The 23166-nt window shown below is 69.7% G+C and carries 15 protein-coding genes, 2 tRNA genes and 2 pseudogenes; 7 read left to right on the top strand and 12 right to left on the bottom strand.

All coding sequences use genetic code 11. The features are described 5' to 3' along the window. Window positions 1–66: 66 nt before the first annotated feature. The 4 genes and pseudogenes from K2Z83_RS19300 to K2Z83_RS19285 form a co-directional block, all read right to left on the bottom strand. Window positions 67–849 (bottom strand): inositol monophosphatase family protein, encoded by a 783-nt coding sequence (locus tag K2Z83_RS19300; protein ID WP_220596822.1) that lies wholly within the window; start codon window positions 847–849, stop codon window positions 67–69. Window positions 850–930: 81 nt separating this feature from the next. Further along, window positions 931–4035 (bottom strand): CHASE domain-containing protein, encoded by a 3105-nt coding sequence (locus K2Z83_RS19295; RefSeq protein WP_255604274.1) that lies wholly within the window; start codon window positions 4033–4035, stop codon window positions 931–933. Between the two features lie 226 nt (window positions 4036–4261). Next, window positions 4262–5164: pseudogene (locus K2Z83_RS19290) on the bottom strand (aminotransferase class I/II-fold pyridoxal phosphate-dependent enzyme); the annotation flags it as partial. Between the two features lie 116 nt (window positions 5165–5280). After that, window positions 5281–5598, bottom strand: a complete 318-nt coding sequence (locus tag K2Z83_RS19285) for a hypothetical protein (protein WP_220596820.1) — start codon at window positions 5596–5598, stop codon at window positions 5281–5283. A gap of 149 nt (window positions 5599–5747) precedes the next feature. On the opposite strand from K2Z83_RS19285, the gene K2Z83_RS19280 reads away from it, so the two are divergent. Both K2Z83_RS19280 and K2Z83_RS19275 read left to right on the top strand, forming a co-directional pair. Further along, window positions 5748–6653, top strand: coding sequence for a DNA adenine methylase (locus tag K2Z83_RS19280; RefSeq protein ID WP_220596819.1), 906 nt, complete (start codon window positions 5748–5750; stop codon window positions 6651–6653). Between the two features lie 150 nt (window positions 6654–6803). Then, entirely contained in the window at window positions 6804–7808 is a 1005-nt protein-coding gene (locus tag K2Z83_RS19275) for an ATP-binding protein (RefSeq protein WP_220596818.1), read from the top strand. Window positions 7809–7864: 56 nt separating this feature from the next. Here K2Z83_RS19275 and K2Z83_RS19270 read toward each other — a convergent pair whose 3' ends face one another. From K2Z83_RS19270 to K2Z83_RS19260, 3 genes are all read right to left on the bottom strand, one after another. Next, a complete protein-coding gene (locus tag K2Z83_RS19270; protein WP_220596817.1) occupies window positions 7865–9013 on the bottom strand; it encodes a UxaA family hydrolase in 1149 nt (382 codons plus the stop codon). Between the two features lie 156 nt (window positions 9014–9169). Beyond that, a tRNA-Gln gene (locus K2Z83_RS19265) sits at window positions 9170–9243 on the bottom strand. Window positions 9244–9271: 28 nt separating this feature from the next. Next, window positions 9272–9358 (bottom strand) — tRNA-Leu (locus K2Z83_RS19260). A gap of 151 nt (window positions 9359–9509) precedes the next feature. Here K2Z83_RS19260 and K2Z83_RS19255 point away from each other — a divergent pair. Both K2Z83_RS19255 and K2Z83_RS19250 read left to right on the top strand, forming a co-directional pair. Then, window positions 9510–9782, top strand: a complete 273-nt coding sequence (locus K2Z83_RS19255) for a hypothetical protein (protein WP_220596816.1) — start codon at window positions 9510–9512, stop codon at window positions 9780–9782. Between the two features lie 262 nt (window positions 9783–10044). After that, a complete protein-coding gene (locus tag K2Z83_RS19250) occupies window positions 10045–11229 on the top strand; it encodes a DUF3095 domain-containing protein (RefSeq protein WP_220596815.1) in 1185 nt (394 codons plus the stop codon). Between the two features lie 52 nt (window positions 11230–11281). Here the strand turns inward: K2Z83_RS19250 and malZ are convergent, their stop codons facing one another. The 4 genes from malZ to K2Z83_RS19230 form a co-directional block, all read right to left on the bottom strand. Continuing rightward, the gene (gene malZ / locus K2Z83_RS19245; protein WP_220596814.1) at window positions 11282–13135 is read right to left on the bottom strand and encodes a maltodextrin glucosidase; all 1854 of its coding nucleotides are present in this window, start codon (window positions 13133–13135) and stop codon (window positions 11282–11284) included. An 86-nt stretch (window positions 13136–13221) separates the two neighbouring features. Then, entirely contained in the window at window positions 13222–14721 is a 1500-nt protein-coding gene (gltX, locus tag K2Z83_RS19240; RefSeq protein WP_220596813.1) for a glutamate--tRNA ligase, read from the bottom strand. Between the two features lie 69 nt (window positions 14722–14790). Continuing rightward, complete coding sequence (locus K2Z83_RS19235; RefSeq protein WP_220596812.1) at window positions 14791–15084, bottom strand: putative quinol monooxygenase; 294 nt, start codon at window positions 15082–15084, stop codon at window positions 14791–14793. A 294-nt stretch (window positions 15085–15378) separates the two neighbouring features. Next, window positions 15379–18753, bottom strand: a complete 3375-nt coding sequence (locus K2Z83_RS19230; RefSeq protein WP_220596811.1) for a carbohydrate binding domain-containing protein — start codon at window positions 18751–18753, stop codon at window positions 15379–15381. Window positions 18754–18941: 188 nt separating this feature from the next. Here K2Z83_RS19230 and K2Z83_RS19225 point away from each other — a divergent pair. The 3 genes and pseudogenes from K2Z83_RS19225 to K2Z83_RS19220 form a co-directional block, all read left to right on the top strand. Beyond that, window positions 18942–20594 (top strand): annotated as a pseudogene (locus K2Z83_RS19225) (propanediol/glycerol family dehydratase large subunit); the annotation flags it as partial. 84 nt (window positions 20595–20678) lie between these two features. Further along, on the top strand, window positions 20679–21176 hold the full coding sequence (locus K2Z83_RS30045; RefSeq protein ID WP_370650216.1) for a glycerol dehydratase reactivase beta/small subunit family protein: 498 nt from the start codon (window positions 20679–20681) through the stop codon (window positions 21174–21176). Between the two features lie 60 nt (window positions 21177–21236). Then, window positions 21237–21656 carry a diol dehydratase small subunit gene (locus K2Z83_RS19220; RefSeq protein WP_220596809.1) on the top strand — a complete coding sequence of 140 codons (420 nt, stop codon included), beginning with the start codon at window positions 21237–21239 and terminating at the stop codon, window positions 21654–21656. 15 nt (window positions 21657–21671) lie between these two features. On the opposite strand, the gene K2Z83_RS19215 is transcribed toward K2Z83_RS19220, so the two are convergent. Further along, a complete protein-coding gene (locus K2Z83_RS19215; RefSeq protein WP_370650213.1) occupies window positions 21672–23012 on the bottom strand; it encodes a M20/M25/M40 family metallo-hydrolase in 1341 nt (446 codons plus the stop codon). Between the last annotated feature and the right edge of the window lie 154 nt (window positions 23013–23166).

Genomic DNA, 23166 nt, shown 5'->3' with positions numbered 1-23166 from the left:
GCCGGTGCAATCGTGCATGCGCCGGTGCAATCGTGCATGCGCCGGTGCAATCGTGCATGCGCCGGTTCAATCGTGCATGCCCCTGATCAATTGCAAGACCTCGTCGAGCACCAGCCCGTTGCTGCCGAGCCCCTCGTCGTTGTGGATCGTCGGCGTGCCCTTCCAGTCGGTGTAGGTGCCGCCGGCCTCCTGGAGGATGGGCGCGAGGGCGGCGGCGTCCCAGATGTTCATCGCCGGGTCGAGGGCCAGCTCGGCGCGGCCGGTGGCCACCAGCAGGTAGCCGTAGCAGTCGGCCCAGGTGCGGAACATGCCGGCGGCGGCCAGGATGCGCCCGAAGGCGTCGCCCTTGCCGTGCCGCTCGTAGCCGGAGGCCACCGTGGCCACGGCCAGGCTCTCGCGCAGGCTGCTCACCTGCGAGACGCGGCACTGCCGGCCGTTCCACCAGCAGCCCAGCCCCGCGCCGGCGTAGACCACCTCGCCCAGGGCGGGCATATTCACCGCGCCCACCAGCGGCTCGCCGTCGCGCAGCAGCCCGACCATGACGCCGTAGAGCGGCACCCCGCGCACGAAGGTCTTGGTGCCGTCGATCGGGTCGAGCACCCAGCGGTACTCGGCGTCGGCCCCGCCGCTGAGCCCCTCCTCCTCGCCGAGGATGGCGTGGTCGGGGTAGCGCGCCGCGATCTGGGCGCGCAGGAAGGACTCCGACTCGCGGTCGGCCACCGTCACCGGCGACTCGTCGGCCTTGCGGTCGACGGCGACGCCGCTCTGGAAGTGGCGCAGGGTGATCTTGCCGGCCTGCCAGGCGATGGTGTGGGCGAAGTCGAGCAGCTCGCGGATGTTCTCGGCCATTGGGGGCTCCTTGGTGGTATTGCAACGTAGGGCCGAAGCATTCGGCCCAGTCGCTTTGCGACTGGGCCGAATGCTTCGGCCCTACCCCATGATGCGCGCGATCAGCGCGGCCAGGTCGCGCGGGCTGATCGGCCTGCGCAGGTACTCGTCGGCGCCGGCCGCGAGGCACCGCTCGCGGTCGCCGGGCACGTCCAGGGCGGTGAGGGCGATGATCGGCGTTGTCGCGAAGCCCTCCATCGCGCGCAGCTGTCTGGTCGCGGCCAGCCCGTCCATCACCGGCATCTGAATGTCCATCAGGATGATGTCGGGCCGGGATTCGGCGGCGCGGATGATCGCCTCTTCTCCGTTACGGGCCACCACCACGCGGTGGCCGTGCTGGCGCAGCTGCGCGCTGATCGACGTGATGGTGCGCTCGTTGTCATCGGCCAGCAGGATCGTCGCCGCCCGGGCCGGGCCGCCCTCCGCCGGCGCGGCGTGGTCACGCCAGGGCAGCTCCACCGTGAACTGGCAGCCCTGGCCTGCCCCCGCGCTCTCGACGCGCACGCTGCCGCCGAGCAGATCGACCAGCCGCCGCACCAGGGCCAGGCCGAGCCCGGTCCCCTCGTGCTGACGGTCCAGCCCGGCGTCGAGCTGCGTGAAGGGCTGGAAGAGCCGGCCCATATCCTCGGGCGCGACGCCGATGCCGGTGTCCGCCACGGCGAAGGCCACCGCGCCGCGCTCGGCGTCGGCCACGACATCCAGGCGCACCTGCCCGCCCTCCGGGGTAAACTTGATCGCGTTGCCGAGCAGGTTGACGAGGATCTGCTTGAGGCGCTTCGCGTCGATCTCCATCAGGGCGGCGGTGTCGTTACAGGTGAAGGACAGCTGGAGCCCCTTCCTGACCGCGATCTCGCGGACGAAGTGCATGCTCACCTCGCAGATCTCGGCGATGTGGTGGGTCTCCATAGAGACATCCATCTGGCCGGCCTCGATCTTCGAGAGGTCGAGGATGTCATTGATCAGGGTGAGCAGGTGGCGGCCGCTGACCTCGATCTGCCGCACCGAGCGCATCTGTCGCTCGTTCAGCGGGCCGGCGATCTGCTCGGCCAGCATCTCGGAGAAGGCCAGGATGCCGTTCATCGGGGTGCGCAGCTCGTGGCTCATGGTGGCCAGGAACTCGTCCTTCGTGCGCAGCGCCCTGGTTAGCTCCGCGTTCAGCTGGCTCAGGTCGGCGGTGCGCGCGGCGACGCGCCGCTCAAGCTCGCTGTTGAGCTCGCGGATCTCCTCCTCGCGGTGCTTGCGATCTGTGATGTCGCGCATATTGACCACCACCGCGCCCACCGCCGGCTCGGCCAGCAGGTTCGTGCCGGTGCTCTCCATCCAGCGCCACGAGCCGTCCTTGTGGTGGGCACGGTACTCGACGGTGCGGGAGGCACCTAGGTTTGCGAGCACCTCGCCGAAGAGCACGATGATCTGCGGCATGTCGTCCGGGTGGACAAGCCCGAAGGCGTTGCCGCCGACCCGCTCCCCCGGCTGGTAGCCCAGGCCGCGCTCGTAGTTGGGGCTGTTGTAGAGCACTTTGCCGTCGGCGCTGATCAGCGAGAAGGTGATCGCGCTCTTCTCGATCAGGGCGCGGTAGCGCTCCTCGCTGCGCCGCAGCGTCTCTGCGGCCTGCTGCCGCTGCGCAAGCGCGTAGGCCACCCAGCCCGAGACGACCGTGCCGATCAGCAGGGCCGCCATGGGGGTGAGCGTGCGGCGCGTGGCGGCGTAGGTGGGCGCGGACGTGACGATGACCCGCCAGCTGCGCCCGGCCACATCGATCTGCATGGTGTAGTGGAGGCCATTCTGGAGTGTGTCGGGGCTGACCGGCGCGGCGCTGTCGAGCGGCACGTCCCGCGAGGGTGATGAGCGGACCGCGAGGATCTGGGCTTGGCTGGGCGGGGGCTGCTCATCGAAGAGGTGGATGTCGAGGTCGCGGCTCTTGGGCATCTGGAGCGCTGCGTCGGTCAGCCTCTGGATGTCGATCACTCCCATGACAAAGCCCAGGAGGCCTTCCCGCCGCGACTTCACACTGTCGATGTCCGCCCCCCGGCGGTAGATCGGACGGAAGAACAGCACCCCTCGCAGCTGCTCACGGGCCAGCGTGATCGGCGCGGTAGCGGCGGGCTCGCCGCTGTCGCGGGCGCGCGCGAGGGCCGCCTGCCGGATCGGCTCTGCGCTGAGGTCGAGCCCGTGGACGTAGCTGTTCTCCGCGAACGGCTCGATATAGTCGACGACCACATACGAGGCGCGGCTGCCGGCGCGGATGAACTGGCCGCCGGGGGTGAGATCGGTGATGGTGAATCCAGTGAAGCCCTCGTCCTGTATGGCGCGCTCGTAGGCGGGCCGCCCCTCCGCCGTCACCACCGGCGCCCATGCCAGGGCGCGCAGCCCCGGGGACCGGCTCTCGCCGACGATGTGGTTCTGCACAAAGGCGTGGAACTCGGCGCGGGTCACGCCCTGATCTGAGGCCGAGTAGAGCGCGTCGAGCACCTCTATATGGTGGAGCTCCTGGTTGATCTGCGTGCTGATCGCGATCGCGGCGGTGGCGGCGTCGCCCTCAAAGTCCACCGCGATCCGGTCACTCTCCATCCTCCAGAGCAGCAGGGAGAGCACGAGGGAGAGCATCATGCCGATGTCTATCGCGGTCAGGGCCACCCGCCGCGCGGTCGGCCACGTGCTGACCCACGCGCCGAGCCGGACCAGCGGCGGGGTGAGCAGCAGGATCGCCAGGAAGTCGCTCAGCCACCACATACCCCAGATGCTCACACCCGAGCCTATCGGCACGACACCATCTAGCCAGCCGACGCCTATGCTTATCGTCGCCGAGATCAGGCATGCTGCGGCCACCAGCGCGACGGCCCTGAGGATCTGGATCGCTGACGGCGTGCCGCTGTAGCCTGCGGCCACGCCGAAGGGCGTGTAGCGGCGCAGGAGGTAGGCGATGAGTGCGGGCTGCACCGTTGCGCCGCTGGCGAGGACGGCGGCCACCGCCAGGTTGCTCAGCCGCAGGTCGAGCGCCATCGCAAACCAGAGGCTGGTCACAAATCCGCCAAGCCAGAGGCCGGGGAGCGCCCTGCGCTGGCCCAGCGTGATCAGTGCGGCCACGGACAGCCCCGACGGCACCCAGATGATCGGCGCGCCCCACGGCGGGAAGACGAGCAGCATGCTGATCTGGTTCATCAGCGTGTACGACGCCGTGATCGTGCCCGTGAGGATGAGGAAGGGGGCGATGCCGGTGGCGGATCGGGTGTTCATAGAGGGTACAGGGTACAGGGTACAGGGTACAGGGGACAGGGTACAGGGTACAGGGTATAGGCGGAGCGCATCGAATCTGTCCCTGTCCCCTGTCCCCTATCCACTCGCTGGGGTGGGGGCTGAGGAAGTCCAGCTCGCCCAGCCGCTCCAGCAGCCGGCCGCGCTCGGCCACGATCCGGGCGACGTTGGCCCGCAGGTGGTCGAGGTCGCCCAGCGCGGCGACGGCGGCCGTCTCGGCGCCGAGGCTGAGGTTGTAGGGCTGCTTGATCTTCCAGAGCTGGGCGATCATCCAGTCGGGGAAGACCCCGTAGCCGAGGCGCATGCCGGCCAGGCCGGCCCACTTGCTGAAGGTGCGCAGCACGGCCAGGTTCTCGTGCCGCTCGACCCAGCCGCTGACGCTGGCGCTCGGGTCGGCGAACTCGATATAGGCCTCGTCCACCACCACCAGCAGGGGCAGGCGCAGCAGGCGGGCGATCTCGTCGGGCGGGGTGAGGTTGCCGGTGGGGTTGTTGGGCGAGGTGAGGAAGAGCACCTTGGCCCGGCTGGCCTCGGCGGCGGCCTCGATCTCCGGGATGTCCAGGGAGAAGTCGGCGCGGCGCGGCACGGTGATCAGCCTGCCGCCGTTCACCCCGGTGTCGAAGCTGTACATGCCGAAGGTGGGCGGGCAGTCGATCACGGCGTCGCCGGGGGAGATGAAGAGCCGCAGCACGAGGTCGATCAGCTCATCGGCGCCGGCCCCGCAGAGGATGCGCCCGGCCGGCTGGCCGACGTAGCCGCTCAGGGCATCGCGCAGCCGGGTCTGGTTCGGGTCGGGGTAGATGGCAATGGAGAGACGGCCCAGGGGGCCGTCGGTGGTGGCCAGGTCAGCCAGCGCCTGCGTCGTTTTTGGCGATGGCCCGTAGGGGTTCTCGTTGGCGTCGAGCTTGACCAGCCGCTCGATGGGGACGCCCAGGCGGGCGGCCAGCACGTCGAGCGGCAGGATGGGCGTGTATGGCTCCAGGCCTGCGATCTCGGGCCGGATGCGGTCGGCGATTGGCATCGGGGCGCTCCTGTGAGTAGGCTGCGCCCCATCATACCATGTTGAATGTTAAATGTTGAATGTTGAATGTTGAATGTTGAATGCCAGCATTCAACATTCAACATTCAACATTACCCCTACCGCACCACCAGCGGCAGGTACGCCCGCGGGGGGAGCGTCTCGGCGGGCCGGGTGACGATCCGCACCTCGGCGGCGTTGGCGCTGGTGAAGGACTTCATCGCCGCGGCGATGTCGCTCCAGCGGCCCGCGCCATCCACGCCGTCGTAGCTCCAGGCCCAGGCCCCGCCGTAGCAGTTGCTATGCAGCTTGTTGAGCAGCCCGGCCGGGGTGTAGCCCGTGTCCGCCGCGTTGGCCGGCAGCTCGCCGATCACCACCGGCTTGTCGAAGCCCGCCGCCGCCCAGTCGATCACCGTCGGCGCATAGCTCCAGTACACCCCGTCGCCGTTCATCCAGCCGTAGTAGTGGATCTGGTAGAATCAGCTCAGCGCCTCAGCGATGTAACGTTTGTGCTATAATCCGGATTTAGTACCTCGCGGGGCGGCGTGCGACGCGTCAGCTGAGCCAGCCCATACTGGAGCCACTGGTGCCTGCACGTCCTTTCCTCAAGTGGGCTGGCGGCAAGGGGCAGCTGCTGCCCGAGCTGACACGCCTGATGCCCCCGACGTTCGCCCGCTACCACGAGCCATTTGTGGGCGGCGGCGCGTTCTTTTTTAATCTCTGGAACAGCGGCCGCCTGGCCCGCGGCGGCGTGCTCAGCGACTATAACCGCGATCTGATCGCCTGCTACCAGACGGTGCGCGACCACGCCCAGGAGCTGATCGACGCCCTGCTTGAGCATAAGCAGCGCGCCCACGACCGGGCCTACTTCTACGATATCCGGGACTGGGATCGCCAGCCCGGCTTCGAGCAGCGCAGCCAGGTCGAGAAGGCCGCGCGCATGATCTTCCTCAACCGCACCTGCTACAACGGGCTCTACCGGCTCAACAACAAGGGCAAGTTTAACGCGCCCTTCGGCTACTATAAGAACCCGCTGATCGTCGATGTGGATAATATGCACGAGGTCAGCCGCGCGCTCCAGGATGTCGAGCTCACGGTCGGCGACTTCGCGGATGTGCTCGATCGCGCCGAGCCGGGCGACTTCGTCTACTTCGACCCGCCCTACGCGCCGGTCAGCCCCACCGCATCCTTCACCCACTACACCGGCTTTGGCTTCGGCGAGGACCAGCAGCGCCGCCTGGCCGATGTCTTCCGCCAGCTCGCCGAGCGCGGCTGCTCTGTGATGCTCAGCAACTCCTACACCGATCTCACCCGCGCGCTCTACAGCGCCGAGTCCATCCCCGGCCTGAGCGCCGAGACGGTGCGGGCCAGCCGCAAGATCAACTGCGACGGCGCCAAGCGCGGCTTTGTCGATGAGCTGATCGCCTGGAGCTACCAGGGCGATGGGGGTTGGGGGCTGGGGGTTGGCGACCAGCGTATTACCGTTCCGTAGGGCGGTGCAGCCCCCCAGCCCCCAACTCCCAACCCCCATCGCCCAACTCCCAACCCCCAACCCCCGCAAGATCACTGCCCTTGACACGTTCATGCCGACATGCTATGCATGGAGGCATAGAACCGCTCACCCTAAAACAGTATGGACAGTGTGCTTTTTCCAATCTCGTCCGACCAGATCTACGCCCTCGCCGCGAGCGACCTGCCGTCGTACCGGCAGCTGCGCTACGATGGCGACGGCATTGATCTCGATATCGACAGCCTGACGCCCAGCGACCGGCAGATCGTCGAGCTGCTCTACCGCCGGCTCGGCGACCTGCTGGAGATCCTGCGCGGCCACCGCGAGAGCCCCGAGGGGACCTTCGAGCGGCTGAAGGCCTATGGTGACAGCATCGATTGGGATGGCCTGATCAAGCTGGTGCGCGGGCTCGGCAGCGACGACAACGACGACCCCACCCGCGCCAAGGTCTTCCACGACCTGCGCGGCGGCGGGTTTATGGCGCTGGCGATCTACCTCCAGATGATCGGGCTGGGCATGGTGCGGGCCGAGGACACCCACCGCATGTTTAACCTCGCCCGCGACCAGCTGAAGATCATGCGCAACAGCGTGCGCGGGATCGACCCGGAGGGCTTTGCGCGCGACCGCGGCCATCAGCTCCACCATATCGGCCTGCTCCTAGAGAAGTGGGGCGGCGGCGAGGGCCATCAGCTCCAGGGCGCTCGCGCCGAGGTGCTGGTGGACAGCCACTTCCAGGGGGCGGTCTCCGAGCGCTGCCTGGAGTTCTCGGCCCTCGACCGGGTGATCTACAACCTGATCAACAACGCCACGGCCCACAGCGCCGACGGCAAGGTCTATATGAGCATCCTGCCCCTGGGCGAGGGCGCGGAGAACCTGCGCTTCGCGGTCTTCAACCGGGCCAGCGCGCAGCAGCAGGCGAAGATCGAGGGGCGCTTCCCGGGAGGGCCGGGGCTGCTCTTCCAGGGCGGGTTCACCACCGGCGGCAGCGGCCTGGGCATGCGTATCTGCGCCGACTTTGTGTGCAACGCCTACGGGCTGCCGGCGGTCGAGCAGGCGCTCGCCGAGGGCCACCTGGGGGCGCGCTTCATCGACGGCTACTTCGTCGCCTGGTTCCACTGGCCGGTCGCGGCCGAGTAATACTATTGCAGATTGCAGATTTTAGATTGCAGATTGCCGTGCATAGAATAACATTGTTAGCGCGAATAAGCGCTGGGTACACCTGGGAGCGTCGGTGGCCCCGCTCCGCCGGCCTTGTTGCCGGGGGCCGGATTGTTATCGATCTCGAAGCCCTCGCGGGCGGTGTACTCCTCCCACCAGCGGATCTGGCGGACCAGCTTCTCGCCCACCTCGCGGCGCACCGCCCGCCGGGTCAGCAGGTGCTCGGCCCCGTAGACCTCGGGCGTCTCGGAGAGCACGGCGGTGCCGCCATGGGCCACCAGCAGGTCGACGGCGTGCCCCAGGGCAGGGTTGGCGGTGATGCCGCTGAAGCCGTCGGAGCCGCCGCACTGGAGGGCCAGGCAGAGCTCGCTCACCGGCAGCGGCTCGCGGGTGAACTGGTTCGCGTAGGGCAGCAGCCGCTCGACCGCCCGCAGGCCGGCCTCGACCGTCTCGGCCACCCCGCCCGTCTCCTGGATGCCGAGGTAGGGCGGCACGTCGAGCGGGCCGAGCCGCTCGGCCTGGGTGGCCAGCAGCGCGTCCCACTGGTTGACCTCGCAGCCCAGGCCGACGAAGACGGCCGCGGCCACGTTGGGGTGGCGGGCGAAGCCGGCCAGGGTGCGCTGGAGCAGCTCCAGCTCGGGGCTGCCGGCGCGGGTGGCGCAGCCGCTCTTGTGGGCCACGGCGATGATGTCGCTGACGTTCGGAAAGCGCGGCAGCAGCTCGGCCCGGGCGCGGGCGGCGATCCGGCGCACGGTGTGGGCCGAGCAGTTCACGGTGCCGACGATCGCCAGCGCGTTGCGGGTGCCGGCCCGCCCGGATGGGCGGCGGTATCCCATGAAGCTGCGCCGCTCGCCGTCCGGGATGCCCGGGATCGGCCGCACATCGGTGCCGAACTCGTACTCCATGGTCATGCTGCCGACCGCCAGGTTGTGCGAGTGGACGTGCGCGCCGGCCGCGATCGTGTCCGTGGCGAAGCCGATCACCTGGCCGTAGCGGCGCACCGGCTGGCCGGCGGCCACCTCGCGCAGCGCGACCTTGTGGCCGGCGGGGATGGCCGCCGCCGCGCGGACGCTCAGCCCCCCGGCGGCGATCTTCCGCCCGGGCGGCAGCGGCATCAGCGCGACGGCCACGTCATCGTCGGGGTGCAGTCGGATCGCCGGGGTCTCCTGGAGCGAGATCAGCATGGTCTGCCTCCTCTTCGCCAGGACATACGCTGTCGCTGGCCGCCATCGCCCGAGGCGCTGCCGCAGCGCGGGCTGACGCCGGGGAATAGGGTAGGTGTACGATCCGCTAACAGAATTGGGCCGGCACCACGTCGTTGTGGTGCCGGCCCAAATTGTTGGCTGGGGGACAGGGATTCGAACCCCAACTACCTGATCCAGAATCAGGTGTTCTACCCTTAAACTATCCCCCACCAGTTGGACAGCCCTGAGGCTGTCCGGTGGTGCCGAAAGCGGGACTCGAACCCGCACGGGGTCACCCCCACTACGCCCTGAACGTAGCGCGTCTGCCAATTCCGCCACTTCGGCAAGTGGTTTACTCAACGCGGGGAATGATACTACGGCGGCGGGTGTTTGTCAAATGTGGCACCGGCGCGGCCCCGAGACGTCGCGCCGCGGGGGCTCAACAAAGCGCGGGCTCCGGGCGTATAATGGGCACAGCACGTACAGGAGTACCACTATGTCTATTGAAGACTATCGCGATAACGCCAGGCGCATCCTGGACAACCTGCTCAACGAGACGCCCAAGGCCGACCGCGAGCAGCTCCTCGACGCCTACGCCGACCTGCTCACGCAGCTCTATGCCCACCACTCCCACCAGCTGCTCACCGAGGTGATCGAGGACACCCGCACCCGCCTCGACGCCCGCCTCTCCCCCGACCCGGTGCGCCAGACGATCGCCGGCGTCCAGACGACGATCCAGGATCTCTGGAATAGCCTCTGGAAGGGCTGATCGTTCAGGGCGCCATGGGGCTGCGTCCCATGCGCATCAACGTAAGCCCCGGCTACCTCGGAATTTCTTGTTGTTTTGGCCAACATGGCCAGCGAAGCTGGCCATGTTGGCCAAAACAACGTCGGTTTTAGGGCGGCAGCCCTAACGTTGATGCGCATGGGGCGGCTTCGCCGCCCCCGCACCCCCACCGGGAAGGTGAATGGCCGCGCCGCCCACGTTCATGTCAGCACCCACAATGGGGCCACACACAGGCGCAGACACAATGACCCCATCATTCTATGACCAGCTGCCGGCGCTGCCGCGCTTTAGCGACATTGTCGAGCTAAAGAACTTTGTGCCGGCGCCGGGCGACTGGCAGGTGGCGATCAGCGATGTGCGCGGCTCCACCCGGGCCATCGCCGCCGGGCGCTACAAAGAGGTGAACATGGCCGGGGCGGCATCGATCGTCGCCCTGCTGAATATCGCCGCCGGCCGCGAGATCCCCTTCGTCTTCGGCGGCGACGGGGCCACCCTGCTGCTCCCCCCCGACCTGCAGGGGCCGGCGCGGGCGGCCCTGGCCGGGGTGCGCGCCATGGCCCGCCGCGAGTTCGACCTCGACCTGCGCGTGGGATTCGTGCCGGTGTCCGAGCTCCGCGCCTCCGGGGCCGAGATCATGGTGGCCCGCATGCGGATCTCCGAGCACTACGACCAGGCGGTCTTTAGCGGGGGCGGCCTCGCCTACGCCGAGCATCTGATCAAGGACCCCGAGCTCGGCCCGCGCTACGCCCTGGCCGAGGCCGAGCTCACCGGCGAGGCCGACCTCTCGGGCCTGGAGTGTCGCTGGCAGGATATCCCCAGCCGCCACGGCGAGACGGTGAGCCTGCTGGTGATGGCCGCCCCCGGAAGCTCCCCGCGCGAGGCCAGCGCCGTCTACCGCGAGGTGATCGCCCAGATCGAGGCGGCCTACGGCAGCGAGCGCGACTACCACCCGCTCTCGATCTCGCGGCTCAAGGCCAGCTTCAACCCCTTCCAGCTCCTCGCCGAGACGAAGCTGCGCACGCCCCCAGGCCCGCCCGCCCGCCTGCGCTACCTGCTGGGGATCTGGGGTATGAATATCGCCGTCGCGCTCTACCGGGTGTCCCAGGCAGCGCGCGGCCAGCGCCCCTGGTGGGACGCCTACCGCGAGGTGGTCTTTCGCACGGCCGACTATAAGAAGTACGACGACACCCTGCGCATGATCATCGCCGGCGACGCCGCCAAGCGCGAGCGGCTGGCCCGCTACCTGGAGGGTAGCTTCCAGCGCGGGCGGCTCGTCTACGGCATCCACGTCACCGACCGCGCCCTGATGACATGCCTGGTCTTCGAGCGCATGGGCCGCCAGGTCCACTTTGTGGACGGGGCCGACGGCGGCTACGCGCTGGCGGCGAAAGATATGAAGCAGCGGCTAAAGAGCCTTGCGCTGGCCTGATCGGTATGATGATATGTGAAATCGCCAGCTTCGCTGGCGATTTCACATATCATCATACGTATTCTAGCCGCCAGATCTGCGCGCCGATGGCGGGCAGGCCGGACAGGGGCAGCATGCCGCCGGCAACCGTGGCCTCAGCGCCAGAGAGCAGCTCGCGCAGCCGCGCGCCGTCGGCCAGGCCGGCGGCGCGCACCGGCAGGGCCGCCAGGCCATCGTCGGCGCGGCGGGCCACCACGATCAGGCGCTCCTCGGGGGCCTCGCGCTGGAAGGCCAGCGTCTCGCCGGCGGCGTAGAGCTGCTGGAAGCCGCCCCAGCGCAGGGCCGGCGCGCTGCGGCGCAGCCGGGCCAGCAGCTGGAAGAACCCGCGCAGGTCGTGGTCCCACGTCGACTCGTCCCAGGGCATGCAGCGCCGGCAGTCGGGGTCGCCGGCGCCCTCCATGCCCAGCTCGTCGCCGTAGTAGACGCAGGGCACGCCGGGGTAGGTGAAGAGCAGGGCGGCGGCCACCCGCACGCGGGCCAGGTCGCCGCCGAGGATGGTGCGCAGGCGCGGGGTGTCGTGGCTATCGAGCAGGTTGAGCTGCTGGGCGGCGATCTGCCAGGGGATAGCGGCGCGGAAGGCGGTGAGCTGGGCGGCGGCGACATCGGTGGGCATGGGCTGCCCGTCGGCGTCGGGGCTCTGGCGGCCCGTCTGGGCATCGGCCGGGGCCAGCCAGCGCCAGACCGGGAAGGTGAAGCCCTGGTAGTTCATCGTCGCGTCGAGCTCGTCGCCCTGGAGGTGGGGCGTCCCGTCGAAGAAGTGCTCGCCGAGCAGGTAGGCCTCAGGCTGCTCGGCCTTCACGGCGCGGCGGATGCCCCGGCCGATCTTGTGGCCGAGGTTTGACGGCCCCTGGCGGCCGAGCATATTGGCCACATCGATACGCCAGGCGTCGATCCGGTAGGGCGGGCGCAGCCAGCGGCGCATGATCGCCTCGGGGCCGGCGTACATCAGCTCGCGCAGCCGCTGGCTGCGGTAGTCGAGCTTGGGCAGCGAGGCCACGCCCAGCCAGGACTCGTACTCGTCGGGGTGGCGGCGGAAGCTGAAGAACTCGGCCTCGGGCGCGCGCGGGTCGGCCTGGGCGGCGACGAACCAGGGGTGGCTGGCCCCGCAGTGGTTCGGCACGATATCGAGCATCAGGCGCATGCCGCGCTGGTCGAGGGCCGCGCGCAGCTCGGCCAGGGCCGCCTCGCCGCCGAGGTGCGGGTCGACGCTGGCGTAGTCGGCCACGTCGTACTTGTGGTTGCTCGGCGCGGTGAAGATCGGGTTCAGGTAGATCGCCGAGACGCCGAGGTCCTCTAGGTAGGCCAGGTTCTGGGCCACGCCCTGCAGGTCCCCGCCGAAGAACTCGACCGGGCCGAACTCGCTGCGCGGCGGGGCGCCCCAGGGGCGGGCCACCGTCGGGCGGCCCCGGTAGACGTACTCGCCGTCGCGCACATTGTTCGACGGGTCGCCGTCGGCGAAGCGGTCGGGGAAGATCTGGTAGAAGACCGCGTCGCGCAGCCAGAGCGGCGCGTGGTAGTCGGCCAGGATCGTGAAGTCGTTGGCGTCGGTGGGGTAGTGCCCCCAGACCCCGGCGGCGTTATACCAGCGCACGCCTGCGGCGGTGCGCAGCAGGAAGCGGTAGCCGGTGCGCAGCATGCGCAGCGGCAGATCCACCTGCCACCAGCGGCAGACCGCGCCGGCCTCGGCGGGGGCCATCGGCAGCAGCGACTGCTCGCCGTCGGGGCAGGTGCGCAGGAAGACCGCCTCGACCGGCGCGTCGACGTCGGCGCGGATGCGGATGGCGGCCTGGGCGCCCAGGCGCGCGCCCCCGGCCCGCACATAGGCCGGCGAGCCGTCGTGGTGGATGGAGGAGAGCCAGGTGTTCATAGGCGTATACCGTAGGGCCGAAGCATTCCAATGAGGCGCGGAGCGCCTCATTGGAATGCTTCGGCCCTACCATGGATGGGTTCCGATCATTCGATCGCCGCCGCCGCCGCCGCGACCCGGGCCAGCGAGCGCTCGCGCCCGAGGGCGGCCAGGGTGTCGAAGAGCGGCGGGGCGACGGCGCGCCCGGTGGCGGCCACGCGGATGGCGCCGAAGAGCTGCCCCGGCTTCACGCCCAGGCTCTCGACGAGGGCGCGCAGCTGCTCCTCAAGCGCGCCGACTGTCCAGGCCGCGACGCCGTTCAGCGCGGCGTGGGCGGCCCGCAGCATATCGGCGGTGCGCGCGGCGTCCATCTGCTTCTGGATGAGCAGCTTCGGCTCGTAGGCCTGGACATCCTGGAAGAAGAAGGCTAGCAGCTCGGGTGCCTCCTGCAGCTCCTCCAGCCGCTCGTGGATCAGCGGGGTCAGCTGGGCCAGGTAGCTCTGGTCCTCGGGGCGCGGCGGGTCGGCGATCAGGCCGGCCCCCAGCATGTAGGGCATGAGCAGATCGGCCACATCGGCGGCGGGCAGGCTGCGGATGTAGATGCCGTTCATATCCTTCAGCTTGTCCGGGTTCCAGCGGGCCGGCGAGGCCTGCACCCGCCCGATCGTGAAGCGCTCGACGATCTCGTCGCGGCTCATGATCTCGGTCTTATCGTCGTAGCTCCAGCCCTGGAGCGCCAGATAGTTGAACATGGCCTCGGGCAGGTAGCCGCGCTCCCAGAAGCGGTTGGTCGAGACATCGTCCTTGCGCTTCGAGAGCTTGCCCTTGCCGTCCTGGCGCAGGATGTTCGGCACGTGGGCGAAGGTCGGCCGCTCCCAGCCGAGGGCCTGGTAGAGCATCATGTGGTAGGGCGCGCTGGGCACCCACTCCTCGCCACGGATGACGTGGGTGACCCCCATCAGGTGGTCGTCCACCAGGTGGGCCAGGTGGTAGGTGGGCATGCCGCTCGTCTTCAGCAGCACCAGGTCGTAGAGATCGCCGTTGCGGATGCTGATCTGGTCGCCGCCGCGGATCAGGTCGCTGAAGCTGGTGACGCCGTCCAGCGGCACCTTGAGCCGGATGGTGAAGGGCCGGCCCGCGGCCTCGGCCTCGGCCACCTGCGCGGGCGTCCAGTCGCGGTCGGGGCCGCGGAAGCGGTAGCGCTCGGGGCGCTCGCCGCTGGCGGCCCATGCGGCGCGCAGGGCCTCGTCCTGCTCGGGCGTCACGAAGCACTTGTAGGCGTGCCCCGAGGCCAGCAGCTGGTCGGCGTAGCGCTGGTAGATGCCCAGCTCCTTGCGCTCGGACTGGACGTAGGGCGCGTGGGGGCCGCCGATGTCCGGGCCCTCGTCCCAGTCGATGCCGACCCAGCGCATGGATTTGATGATATCGTCGGCGGCGCCCGCCACGAAGCGCTTCTCGTCGGTGTCCTCGAGGCGCAGGATAAACTGCCCGCCGTAGTGGCGCGCGAAGAGCCAGTTAAACAGGGCCGTGCGCACCCCGCCGATGTGCAGGTAGCCGGTGGGGCTCGGCGCGAATCGCACCCGCACGGGGCCGGTGATCTCTGCCATAGTGTCGCTATCTCCCGTCAATCACAACACACTGGCGGGTATTATACACCGGCGTCGTCGGGGGGGATCTCATGCGACCTCAAGCGTGTAGAAGCTGCGCTCGCGCACGTCGAGCATGGGGACGACCTCGCCCAGGATGATCGCCTTAAAGTGGGCGGTCTCGCTGTGGGCCTTCAGGGCGGCGTCGTCGAGGTAGTGCTCGTAGAGCATGAGCCGGTCGGGGTCGTCTGTCGCCCGGCAGACGTGGAAGAGCGGGCAGCCAGGCTCATCGGCGGCGATGGCCGCCACCATGCGCCGCAGCGCCTCCAGCACGGCGTCGCCCTTGCCCGGCTTGCATGTGTACCTCGCTACCAGCACGATCATGGTCGTCCTCCTGGGATCCTCTGCGGTGAGATGGCGCTATTGTAGCTGATGTGACACAGCGCCGCGCCCGCACGTACCTGGTGCGGGCGCGGCGCTGTGTTGGGGTGGGGCGCCCAGGCGCATCACGTTTAGGGCTGCCGCCCTAAAAACTGGTATTGTTTTGGCCAACCTGGACAGCTTCGCTGTCCAGGTTGGCCAAAACAATACGCGATTCCGGGGGGCCGGGGCTTACGTTGATGCCCATGGTGGGGCGCCCGCACATCCATGGTGCGGGCGCTGCGTGGGCCATGGCGCCTAGAGCCCGAAGGCCACGTCGTCGAAGTAGTAGGTCTTCTCCCCCGCCGCCGCGCCGGTCGTGCCGAAGTTGAAGAAGATCGACACCTTGTTGTAGGTGAAGGCCAGGTTGAGCGCCGCCGTGCCGGAGGCCGGGCTGGCGAAGTCGAAGGTCAGCGTCTCCCAGCCGTTGGCGACGGTTGTGGTCGCCTCGGTCTCGACCGTGTGGGTATTGTCGGCGGCGTCCTCGACCTTGAGCCGAACCGGGATGCCGGCGTCGGGCGAGTAGACCCGCACCGTCATCTGGGTGCTGGTGGCCGAGAAGGGCAGCGTCGGCACCGCGAAGTTGGCCAGGGTCGAGACGGTCGTCCCCGCCCAGAGCTCGGCCGTGCCCGACTTGATCACCTGGGCGACCTGGTTGGCCGCGTCGGTCGGGTCAGCCACCACGGTCGAGGCGTCCGCCCCGCCGAAGCCGGTCAGCGTGTAGGTCAGCGCGCTGTCGTCGAAGGTGATCGGCGCGAAGGCGCCGCCGCCGCCGCCCGTGCTGCCGCCGAAGGCCACATCGTCGAAGTAGTAGGTCTTGGCCCCGGCGGCGGCCCCGGTCGTGCCGAAGTTGAAGAAGATCGAGGCCTTGTCGTAGGTGTTCGCCAGGTTGAGGGCCGCCGTGCCGGCCGCCGGGTTGGCGAAGTTGAAGGTCAGCGTCTCCCAGGCGTTGGCCACCGTCGTGGTGGCCTCGGTCTCGACGGAGACGCCGCCGTTGCTGTGGTCCTCGACCTTGAGGCGGACCTGGATGCCGGCGTCGGGCGAGTAGACCCGCACCGTCATCGCGGTGGCCGAGGCGGTGAAGGGGATCTTATTGGCGAAGCCGAGGGTGCCGTCGGCGGTGAGCGTAGTGCCCGCCCACAGCTCGGCGGTGGCCGACTTGACCACCTTGGCCACCTGGTTGACCCCGCCGGCCGGGTCGGACACGATCGTCGCGTCCTCGGCGCCGCCGAAGCCGACCAGGCCGTAGTTCACCGTGGGCGAGTCGAAGCTCACCGGCAGGTCCATCTGCGTCTTGAGCGGCGGGCCGCCCTCAAGGTGCAGCTGGTCGATCCGCACCGGGCCGCGGGCGCCGGAGGGCGTCTCGAAGTGGATGCCCGTCACCGCCGCGAGGTCGAGCGCGGTGCCGCGCTTGCCCGCGAAGGCCTCGAAGGGCAGCTCGATCTTCTGCCAGCCCGTGAAGTTGTCGCGGAAGGTGGCCTGGAACTCGGCCGTGCGCGGGCGGGCCTGGTAGAGCCGCACATAGTCGACCAGCGTGCGCTGCGGGAAGACGGTGTCGGCGCCGACCGCGCCGCCGAAGTTGCCGCCCACGGCGACGTTCAGCAGCATGAAGAAGGGGTGGTTGTAGACCCACTCCTTGCCCTGGAGGAAGGCGTCGTTGGGCGTCGCCTCGTGGTACTTAATGCCATCCACGTACCAGACGATGCGGTCGGGCTGCCACTCGACGGCGAAGGTGTGGAAGGCGTCGGCCACGGGGCCGGGGAAGTCATAGAAGTTGCCGTAGCTCTGGCCGCCGGCGTAGCCGGGGCCGTGCAGGGTGCCGAAGATCTGGTTGGGCAGGCGGCCGACATTCTCCATGATGTCGATCTCGCCGGTCTGCGGCCAGCTCACCTGGTCGATGTCGGTGCCGAGCATCCAGAAGGCCGGCCAGTAGCCGGCGCCGGTCGGCACCTTCACGCGGGCCTCGACCCGGCCGTAGGCCAGCTCGAAGCGGCCCTTGCTGAGCAGGCGGGCCGAGGTGTACTGGCAGGGGCCGTAGTAGCACTGCAGGCTGCCGTCGGCCGGCTTGACGGTGATCGCCAGGTTGCCCCTGCCGTCGGTGGCGGCGTTTGCCCCGCCTGCGGTGTAGTACTGGAGCTCGTCGTTGCCCCAGCCGGGGTTGCCGATCGCCACGCCGTCGCCGACCTCATTGCCCCAGACGCTGGCGTCGGGCGGGGTGCCGGCGCGGCCGTTGAACTCGTCGCGCCAGACGAGCCGGTACTTCGACGGGTCGGCCAGGTTGGCCTGGCTGTTGGTCAGCCGAACCTCGACCTTCTTGCCGGTGCCCTGGCCCTGGTACCAGAAGCTGACGCCCGTGCGGCTGCTCCAGTCCTGGCCGATCGGGAAGTCGCGGCCAAACGCGACGCCGCCGCTGTTCCGGCTGCTGTGCTTGCCCTTGCCCTTGCTGCCGGGCTGAGCGACCTGGAGCACGCGCTCGTAGGCGCCCTGGCCGGGGATGGCGTCGGCCGCGCCGGCGGCGATCTCCGGGTTGCTCAGGGTGGCCCTGCCGTCGGCCGACCAGAGGTAGGGGTAGCTCTGGAAATCGTCGACCATGGCCACGTCGTAGGGCTCATTGTCGAGGATGGCCACCCGCGAGACGGGCGGGACGCCCATGGACGCGCCGCCGGTGGGGTTGCTCAGCTCGACCTGGAGGCCATGCTCGCCCTGGTACTTGGCGTCGTCGAAGGTCGTCACCGTGAAGGACTGCTGGGTGACGCCGGGGGCGAAGGTGAGCGTGCCCGCGACCGGCGTGAAGTCGCGGTTGGGCACGGCGGTGCCCAGGCCCGCGACGCTGGCGTAGTCCACCGTGACCGGCACATCGCTCGCCTTGCTGAGCTTGGCGGTGACGGTGGCGACCCCGCCCTCGGTGATCGGGTAGCGGATGGCGGTGAAGCCGACGGTCAGCGGGCGCACCGGGGCGACGCCGTAGAGCGCGGCGTCATCGACGTAGTAGGTCTGCGGGCCGGCGGTCGTGGTGACCGCGCCGAGCGCCCAGCCGTGGACCTGGTCTAGGCCGAAGCCATCGTTAGGCGCGCCGTTGCCGATCTCCTTGCGGTGCATGCCGTCGAAGGGCAGCTCGATCAGCTTCCAGCCGCTGAAGTTGTCGATAACGTCGGCCGACCAGCGCTCGGCGTCGTCCTTGACCGAGCCGGGGTTGCGGTTATCGAGCACATCCACGAACAGCGTCGTGCCGCTGTTGTTGCCGTAGAGCCAGAAGGAGAGTCCCGCGTAGGCGCTCCAGTCCTGCGTGACCCACTGGTCGAGGGCGGCGCTCTCGAAGCTGTGGGTGAAGCCGGCGTAGGAGACGACGCTCATGTCCATCTTCAGGACAGTGCTGCCGGCGCCGGGCGAGGCCACGGGCGGCGTCGTCGTCGTCGTGATGCTGATGCTGGTGGCCGGGTTCGGGTCCTGGAAGGTGTTGAACCCGAGCGGGTTGCCGTCCGCGTCAGCGCCGGCGGGCAGGCCGGACTCAAAGTCATCGACCAGCGGCAGGGCGGCGGCGGCCATGGCTGGGGCGAACAGTGCCCCGAGGCTGCTCAGAATGATCGCTGCGAGCAGCAGCAGTACCGACAGTGGTTGTCTTGCGAGCTTCATCGTATCTCCCTTTGCTTCCCTGCGGGGTAGATCCCCGCTTCCCCTGGTACGATGGACCTATCCCTGGCAGCGCCCCTCAAACGCTGCCCTGGCGCGCTGGCGGCGCGGCCTCAGCCGCCCGCCCGGATGCCGTTCGTCGTCTATAATACCCGCATCCCCAAAACTACGCATAGGCAAGGGAGCCTGCCATGAACCGATCCCGCCGATTCGAGATCCTCGATGGGCGCGACATCAACCGCGAGACCTTCGTGGAGCCCTGGGCCGAGGCCGGCCTGATCGTCGCCGACAGCCCGCACGACCCGCAGCCGAGCCTGCGTATTGAGGGCGGCCGCGTGGTCAAGATGGATGGCCGCCGGCGCGAGGAGTTCGACTCGATCGACACATTCATCGCCGACCACGCGCTCGACCTGGACGCCGCCGCCGAGGCGATGGCCACGTCATCGCTGGAGATCGCGCGCATGCTGGCCGACATCAGCGTGCCGCGCGCGCGCGTGCTGCGCCTGGCGGCAGGCTGCACCCCGGCCATGCTGGTCAAGATCGTGAGCCACATGAGCGTGCTGGAGATGATGAACGGCCTGGCCAAGATGCGGGTGCGCCGCACGCCGGCCAACCAGGCCCACGTGACGAACAAGCGCGAGCACCCGGCCCTGCTGGCCGCCGACGCCGCCGAGGCCGCCCGCCGCGGATTCGCCGAGGTCGAGACCACCGTCGGCGTGGCCCGCTTCGCCCCCTTCAACGCCCTTGCCATCCTGGTCGGCACGCAGACCGGGCGCGGCGGCGTGCTGACCCAGTGCTCGGTCGAGGAGTCGCTGGGCCTGCGCCTGGCCATGAAGGGTCTGACCACCTACGCCGAGACGCTCTCGGTCTACGGCACGGAGCGGGCCTTTGTGGACGGCGACGACACGCCCTGGTCGAAGGCCTTCCTGGCCTCGGCCTACGCCTCGCGCGGGGTGAAGGTGCGCTTCACCTCGGGCACCGGCTCGGAGGCGCTGATGGGCCACGCCGAGGGCTGCTCGATGCTCTACCTGGAGGCGCGCTGCCTGCTGGTGACGCGCGGGGCGGGCAGCCAGGGCGTGCAGAACGGCTCGATCTCCTGCATCGCCCTGCCCGAGGCCCTGCCGGGCGGGGTGCGCGTGGTGCTGGCCGAGAACCTGCTGGCCAGCATGCTCGGCCTGGAGGTGGCCTCGGGCAACGACGCCCTGGCCTCCCACTCGGCCATCCGCAAGTCGGCCAAGCTCATGCTCCAGTTCATCCCCGGCACCGACCTGATCTTCTCCGGCTACAGCGCCATCCCCAAGGGCGACAACCTGTTCGGCGGGGGCAACTTCGACGCCGAGGACTTCGACGACTACAGCGTGCTCCAGCGCGACATGCAGATCGACGGCGGCACCCGCTCGATCGCTGAGGAGGAGGCCCTGGAGATCCGCGAGCGGGCGGCCAGGGCCATCCAGGCCGTCTACGAGGAGCTGGGGCTGCCGCCGATCTCGGACGAGGAGGTGGCCGCCGCCGTGGTGGCCCACGCCAGCGCCGACATGCCCGCCCGCGACGTGGTGGCCGACCTGGCCGCCGCCGACAGCTTCATGGCCGGCGAGGAGACCGTGCTCGCCGCCGTGGCCGCCCTCCAGCGCCGGGGCTTCAGCGAGACGGCGGCGAACATCCTGGAGCTTGGCCGCCAGCGCGTGGCCGGCGACTACCTGCAGCCCTCGGCGATCTTCGACCGCGACTTCAAGGTGCAGAGCGGGGTGAACGACCCGAACGACTACACCGGCCCCGGCACCGGCTACCGGGTGGGCGGCGCGCGCTGGGAGGAGATCCAGAACATCCGCCAGCAGAAGTCGCCGCGCGACTTCATCGCCGCCCAGCTCGGCGAGCCCTCGGGGAAGCTGGTCGAGCTCGGCCCGGCCCGCGCCGGCACGCAGACCGAGGTGATCCTGGCGGTCGGCCCGGCCTTCGGCCGCGCCCTGACCAAGACGATCGGCGAGCTGGAGCACGAGGAGGTGCTGGCCGCCATCCTGACCGGCGTGGCCGAGGAGGGGCTGACGGCGCGCATCCTGCGGGTGAGCCACAGCTCAGACTGCGCCGAGATCGGCCACGTAGGCGCGCAGCTCAGCGGCTCGGGCATCTCGGTCGGCCTGCAGTCGCGCGGCACGACGGTCATCCACAAGCGCGGGCTGGCCCGCCTGAGCAACCTGGAGCTGTTCCCGCAGTCGCCCAGCCTGACCCTAGAGACCTACCGGGCGATCGGGCGCAACGCGGCGCGCTACGCCAAGGGCGAGCGGCCCACGCCGGTGCCGGTGCAGGTGGACAACTGGGCGCGCCTGCGGCTGATCGTCAAGACGGCCCTGCTGCACCGCCGCGAGACCGAGGAGGTGCGCGACCTGCCGCCCTTCGAGCTGGCCTTCGACTGGGAGCCTGATGTGTAGGAGACTCTGTTGGGGCGCAGCAGCGCCGCGCTGCTGCGCCCTTACGGGTACTGGAGATATATGGAGCATCGAGAGAGCCGCTACCCCCTAATCGAGCACGCCGCCGAGACCCTGCGCGCCGCGAGCGGCCGCCCGCTGAGCGAGGTGACGCTGGAGACGCTGGAGGCCGGAGAGCTGGAGATCGCCGACACCCAGATCAGCGCGGAGGCGCTGCGGGCGCAGGCCGAGGTGGCGCGGGCGGCGGGCTACCCGCAGCTGGCCGAGAACCTGGGGCGGGCCGCCGAGCTGACGGCGGTGCCGAACGCCGAGGTGCTGCGCATGTACGACATGCTGCGGCCGGGCCGGGCCAGCCACGCGGAGCTGCTGGCCCTGGCCGACGCGCTGGAGCGCGAGCACGCCGCTCTCGCCTGCGCCGCCCTGGTCCGCGAGGCCGCCGAGGTCTACGCCCGGCGCGGGCTGGCCCGCCGGGAGCCGTCGTAGGGACGCAGCGCGTCCCTACGACGGCTCCCGGCCGAAGGCGGCGAGCAGCTCGCCGAGCAGCAGGCCGTGGCGGGCCAGGTCATCGACGAGAACCCGCTCGTCGGGGCCGTGGACGGCGCTGTCGGAGCGGTTGAGCCCGACCGTCGCGTAGGGCACGCCGAGGTGCGCGGCCAGGATGGCCAGCGGCAGGGTGAGCGGGCCGGCGGGCACGGTGCTGAGCGGCGCGCCGTAGACGGCCGCGCCGGCGTCGGAGACCAGCTGGACGAAGGGCGTGTCGGGCGGCGTGTGGGCTGGCGGGTAGCCGCCGGGCATCCGCTCCAGGGCCACGTCGGAGAACCCGCTCTCGGCGAGGTGCGACTTGAGCATGCCCAGGATCTCCTCGGGCTGCTGGTTCGGCACCAGCTGGAAGTCGAGGATGGCCGTGGCCGAGGCCGGGATCAGCGCCACGTCGCCGGACGGGTCGCAGGTGATCGCGCTCAGGTTGCATGTCGGCAGGGTCGACTCGGCGCGCACCAGGGCCGCGCCGCCCATGCCGAAGAGGAACTCGCTGCTCTGCCATGCCTTGAGGCGGCCCGCCTCATCGATCGTGATCTGGCGCAGCTGGGCGTTCTCGGCGCGGGTCGGCCCCTCGACGCTATCGTAGAAGCCGGCGATGCGGATGTCCTCATCGTCGCCCTTGATGCAGCCGAGGGCCCAGGCGATGCGCCAGAGCGGGTTGCGCAGGATCGAGGCCATGCCGGAGGGCAGCGGGTAGGAGCCGCCGCGCGCGTGCAGGCGCACCTGGAGGAAGCCCTTCGCCCCGCTGTAGCAGAGCGGCGCGCCCTGGCCGTCCCGCTCGCCCTGGCTGGCCAGGCAGGCGTCGGCGCGGATCAGGTCGGGGTGCTCCATCAGCGCCTCGGCCAGGTGCTGGCTGCCGCTCATGCCGTGGCCCTCGGCGATGATCACCACGCCGCAGGGCAGCCCGCCCTCGGCCAGCTGGATGGCGTGGAGGGCCTGGATGTGGGCGGCCAGCGGGCCCTTTCCCGCCACCACGCCGCGGGCGTAGAGCGCGCCGGCGCGCTCGGCCAGCTGGAACGGCTCGTGGGACCACTCGCGCCAGGGGCCGGGCGGCGATGTGTCGTAGTGGTGGTAGAGCAGCAGGGTGCGGCTGGAGCGCCCGGCGAGCTGGGCGACCACCACCGGAGCCCCGGCTGTGGGCACGGCCCGTACGTGCATCCCGATGCCGCGCAGCTGCGCCGCGAGCACCTCGGCGCCAGCCCGCAGGTCGTCAAGCTGGCCGGTGCCAGTGGGCTGGGCGCAGAGGGCGCCGAGGCACTGGGCCAGCTTCTCGGTCATAGGCAGAGACGGAGCAGACACAGCGGCGCTCCTGGCGGCAACGTGTGATCAACCGGACAGCGCGGTGCAACGGCGCACGTGCATATGTTAGAGATAACCGGTATCACAATTATTATAGCATCTCTTGCCTACGACTCGCCGTCGTAGGATTCGCCCACCCAGGGCGGATGCAACG

The sequence above is a fragment of the Oscillochloris sp. ZM17-4 genome, assembly GCF_019599295.1.
In the GTDB taxonomy this organism is placed as follows: Bacteria; Chloroflexota; Chloroflexia; order Chloroflexales; family Chloroflexaceae; genus Oscillochloris.
Note: the sequence above shows the minus strand (reverse complement) of the source record. Positions and strands in the feature narration are given on the sequence as shown.

Coding starts and splice junctions, on each gene's coding strand:
- K2Z83_RS19300 (WP_220596822.1), bottom strand. CDS start 849: ATGGCCGAGAACATCCGCGAGCTGCTCGACTTCGCCCACACCATCGCC.
- K2Z83_RS19295 (WP_255604274.1), bottom strand. CDS start 4,035: ATGCTGCTCGTCTTCCCGCCGTGGGGCGCGCCGATCATCTGGGTGCCG.
- K2Z83_RS19270 (WP_220596817.1), bottom strand. CDS start 9,013: ATGCTGATCTCGCTCCAGGAGACCCCGGCGATCCGACTGCACCCCGAC.
- K2Z83_RS19255 (WP_220596816.1), top strand. CDS start 9,510: ATGTCTATTGAAGACTATCGCGATAACGCCAGGCGCATCCTGGACAAC.
- K2Z83_RS19250 (WP_220596815.1), top strand. CDS start 10,045: ATGACCCCATCATTCTATGACCAGCTGCCGGCGCTGCCGCGCTTTAGC.
- malZ (WP_220596814.1), bottom strand. CDS start 13,135: ATGAACACCTGGCTCTCCTCCATCCACCACGACGGCTCGCCGGCCTAT.
- gltX (WP_220596813.1), bottom strand. CDS start 14,721: ATGGCAGAGATCACCGGCCCCGTGCGGGTGCGATTCGCGCCGAGCCCC.
- K2Z83_RS19235 (WP_220596812.1), bottom strand. CDS start 15,084: ATGATCGTGCTGGTAGCGAGGTACACATGCAAGCCGGGCAAGGGCGAC.
- K2Z83_RS19230 (WP_220596811.1), bottom strand. CDS start 18,753: ATGAAGCTCGCAAGACAACCACTGTCGGTACTGCTGCTGCTCGCAGCG.
- K2Z83_RS19220 (WP_220596809.1), top strand. CDS start 21,237: ATGGAGCATCGAGAGAGCCGCTACCCCCTAATCGAGCACGCCGCCGAG.